The organism is Mesorhizobium sp. M7A.F.Ca.ET.027.03.2.1 (genome assembly GCF_003999175.1).
Taxonomy (GTDB): Bacteria; Pseudomonadota; Alphaproteobacteria; order Rhizobiales; family Rhizobiaceae; genus Mesorhizobium.
Genome location: NZ_RZOM01000628.1, coordinates 1 through 3,629, shown reverse-complemented (window position 1 = coordinate 3,629; position 3,629 = coordinate 1). Strand labels below are relative to the sequence as shown.

4 protein-coding genes and 1 pseudogene are annotated in these 3,629 nt (G+C 63.7%); all 5 read left to right on the top strand.

Features of this window, described 5'->3' with window-relative positions; all coding sequences use genetic code 11:
• Positions 1–877: heat-inducible transcriptional repressor HrcA (gene hrcA, locus EN750_RS23710; protein WP_127397817.1), on the top strand; the 877-nt coding region annotated here is incomplete at its 5' end.
• A gap of 24 nt (positions 878–901) precedes the next feature.
• Positions 902–1,099, top strand: a complete 198-nt coding sequence (locus EN750_RS23705) for a hypothetical protein (protein ID WP_023814156.1) — start codon at positions 902–904, stop codon at positions 1,097–1,099.
• Positions 1,100–1,196: 97 nt separating this feature from the next.
• Positions 1,197–2,546, top strand: coding sequence for a sorbosone dehydrogenase family protein (locus EN750_RS23700; RefSeq protein ID WP_127397816.1), 1,350 nt, complete (start codon positions 1,197–1,199; stop codon positions 2,544–2,546).
• 107 nt (positions 2,547–2,653) lie between these two features.
• On the top strand, positions 2,654–3,271 hold the full coding sequence (locus EN750_RS23695; RefSeq protein ID WP_127267552.1) for a LysE family translocator: 618 nt from the start codon (positions 2,654–2,656) through the stop codon (positions 3,269–3,271).
• Positions 3,272–3,449: 178 nt separating this feature from the next.
• Positions 3,450–3,629, top strand: a pseudogene (locus EN750_RS23690) (pyridoxal-phosphate dependent enzyme); the annotation flags it as partial.

Genomic DNA, 3,629 nt, shown 5'->3' with positions numbered 1-3,629 from the left:
GATCTACGCGCCGCACATTTCGGCCGGCCGGCTGCCGACGCAGGCCGGCCTGCGTTTCTTCGTCGATGCCTTCATGGAGCTTGGCGATCTTTCCGACGAGGAGCGCCGCGCCATCGAGGCACAGGTTCGGGCGTCCGGCTCGGGCGCGACGCTGGAACACATGCTGACCGAGGCCAGCCAGATGCTGTCGGGCATGTCGCGCGGCGCCGGCCTGGTGCTGGCCGCCAAGAACGAGGTGGCGCTGAAGCACATCGAATTCATCCAGCTCGAACCGACCAAGGCGCTGGCAGTGCTGGTGTCGCAGAATGGCGACGTCGAAAATCGCGTCGTCGAGCTGCCCGCCGGCATCACCGTCTCGCAACTGCACGAGGCCTCGAATTTCCTCAACGCCCATATACGCGGCCGCACGCTGGCCGAGGCGCGGATCCAGATCGCCCGCATCAAGGAAGAAACCAGGGCCGCGCTCGACACGCTGTCGCAGGACCTGGTCGAGAAGGGGCTGGCGGTGTGGGCCGGCGCCGATAGCGGCCTGCCGGCACGGCTCATCGTGCGCGGGCGCGCCAATCTGCTCGAAAACGTCACCGCCCAGGCCGACATCGAACTGCTGCGGCATCTGTTCGAGGACATGGAGACGCAGGACGGGCTTATCCAGTTGCTCGACCTCGCCGAGGAAGGCTCGGGCGTGCGCATCTTCATCGGCTCGGAAAACAAGCTGTTTTCGCTGTCGGGCTCGTCGCTGGTGGTGGCGCCTTATCGCGACAAGGATGCCCGCGTCGTCGGCGCGCTCGGCGTCATCGGCCCGACCCGGCTGAACTACGCGCGCATCGTCCCAATGGTCGACTATACGGCGCAGCTGATTTCACGCATGCTGCGCTGAGCTGATCCAACCGAGGAGACGATGATGGCGCTCGAAGAATTCAAGGCCCGGATCAGCCTGCTGCTGGAGGAGATGGTCAACCAGCCGGAAGACCAGCACGAGATCCAGGAGCAGTTGCGCGAAAAACTGCAGGAAATGCGCGCCATGGGTCTGCCGCTGCCGGCCGATCTCGTCGAGCTGGAAAAACGCCTCGACGACGATTTCTACGCCGCCGGGACCTGAAACGGGAAACCGGGAGCTTCCTTCACCTCATCGTGTGCCGTGGAACGATCGACGAAACCGGTCGTTCCTGTTTTCACGCCAAACATTGGAGGACCGAATGATGCGTTTTGTCGGCCCCGCACTTTCCGCCGCACTGTTTCTCTCGACCGCTTCATTCGCCCAGCAGGCGGACGAGCCGGCGCTGAAAGGCGCGGACGCTTTCGGCGACTGGCGAGCGGACAAGCCGGGCACACGCCGCCTGATCAGACCGGATGATCTGCCTAAGCCCTATGCCAACAGATCGACCTCTAACAGCGCCGGCGTTGCGGACATGCCGGCAGACGCGAAGCTGCAACTGCCGCCGGGATTCTCGGCCGAGCTGGTTGCATCGGGCATCGACAATCCACGCGTCGTGCGCGTCGCGCCGAACGGTGACCTGTTCGTCGCCGACAGCAAAGCCAACCAGGTCCGCATCTATCGCCTCGCCGAAGGCGGTGCGAGCCCTGTGCAGGACGGCATCTTTGCCGGCAGTCTCAAACGGCCCTATGGCATTGCCTTCTATCCGCCGGGCGCTGACCCGCAATGGGTCTATGTCGCCAATAGCGACAGCATCGTGCGCTTTGCCTACCGCAATGGCGACCTGAAGGCCTCCGGCGATCCGGAAACCATCGTCGGCAACATCCCTGCCAGTCATCACTGGACCCGCGACATCGCCTTCTCGCCGGATGGCAAGACGCTTTATCTGTCGGTCGGCTCGGGATCGAATGTGGCCGAGCGCATGGGCAAGGAACCGAAGGGCGGCCTCGACGCCTGGGCGAAGTCGCAGCCGCTCGGCGCCACATGGGGATCCGAGGACGGCCGCGCCGGCGTGCTGGCCTTCGATCCCGATGGCAAGAATGGCCGCATCCTTGCCACCGGCCTGCGCAACTGCTCGGGCATGACCGTGCAGCCGGCGACCGGCGCGCTGTGGTGCGTCGTCAACGAACGCGATGCGCTTGGCGACAATGTGCCGCCCGAATACGCGACCGTGGTCAAGGAGGGCGCCTTCTATGGCTGGCCCTGGTACTATATCGGCAACAATGAGGATCCGCGTCACAAGGGTGAGCGCCCCGATCTCGCCGGCAAAACGACCGTTCCCGATGTGCTGATGCAGGCGCATTCGGCTCCGCTCAACATCGCCTTCTACGAAGGGAAGAGCTTTCCGGCCGAATACAAGGGCGATGCTTTCGTCGCTCTGCACGGTTCATGGAACCGCGGCAACCGGACCGGCTACAAGGTGGTGCGATTGCTGTTCAAGGACGGCAAGCCGACCGGCGAATATGAGGATTTCATCACCGGCTTCGTCTCCAACGGCGAGGTCTGGGGCCGGCCGGTCGGTGTGGCGGTGACCATGGATGGCGCGCTGATCGTCACCGAGGACGGCAACGGCACCATCTGGCGTGTCACCCATGGCGACGGTCGCTCCTGACCGCACGTCGGCGTGGCGCAATCGAATCCGGCCTCAAAGAATTCCCGCCGGGCGAACTTTGTGCGATAGGACGCTGTCACACCAGTGTCGCGCGCAGGGCCGCAACCATGACCCTTACCGGATTCCTCGCCTACAGCGCCGCCCTCGGCATCGCCGCCGCGATTCCTGGTCCCGGCATCACCGCGCTGGTCGCGCGTGCGCTCGGCTCCGGCTTCCGCTCGTCGCTGGCGATGTCCTTTGGCCTGATGGTGGGCGACATCACCTATCTGACCGCCGTGGTGCTTGGCCTCGCCTTCGTCGCACAGAGTTTCGGCATGGTTTTCCTGGCCATCAAATGGCTCGGCGTCGCCTATCTCGCCTTCCTCGGCTGGCGCTTCTGGAACAGCGGCATCACGCCCGAGACCGTCGAGGCCCGAACGGGCAGCGCGGGATTGCTGTCGAGCTTTGCCGCCGGCCTGACTGTCACGCTCGGCAATCCGAAGACGATGATCTTCTATCTCGCCATCACGCCGACCATCGTCGACCTGAAAACCATCACGCTGGCAGACTATGGTATCCTCGTCGCGCTGACCGTTGTCGTGCTGTTGGTGGTGCTGGTGCCGTATCTTGCGTTGGCTGCCAAGGCGCGCTGGTTCCTGAAATCTCCGCGCGCGCTCAAGGCGCTGAACCGCACGGCTGCCGGCTTCATGGTCGGTGCCGCTGCAGCGATTGCCGCCCGCCAATAGCGAGCTTTCGGCCAAAGCATTTCGCAAACAGGCCTTTGCGGGAAATGCTTTTCCGAGACGGCACTGTTTTAGACACAGGTCCCACTCGGATATTTTCAATCGACAGTCTATCTTGCGCGGTCGAAGGTCCTATCTTGCCTGAAATCCTTACTCGCCTGAAGTTCTGGGAGCGAAACAAATGAAGAAGCCCGCCACATCAGCCCGCGTGCCCGGCCGCGGCCGCGTCTACGGTTCCATCACCGACACGATCGGCGATACGCCCCTGGTGCGGCTCGACAAGTTCGCCCGGGAAAAGGGCATCGTCGCCAATCTCATCGCCAAGCTCGAATTCTTCAATCCGATCGCCTCGGTCAAGGAC

Coding starts and splice junctions, on each gene's coding strand:
- EN750_RS23705 (WP_023814156.1), top strand. CDS start 902: ATGGCGCTCGAAGAATTCAAGGCCCGGATCAGCCTGCTGCTGGAGGAG.
- EN750_RS23700 (WP_127397816.1), top strand. CDS start 1,197: ATGATGCGTTTTGTCGGCCCCGCACTTTCCGCCGCACTGTTTCTCTCG.
- EN750_RS23695 (WP_127267552.1), top strand. CDS start 2,654: ATGACCCTTACCGGATTCCTCGCCTACAGCGCCGCCCTCGGCATCGCC.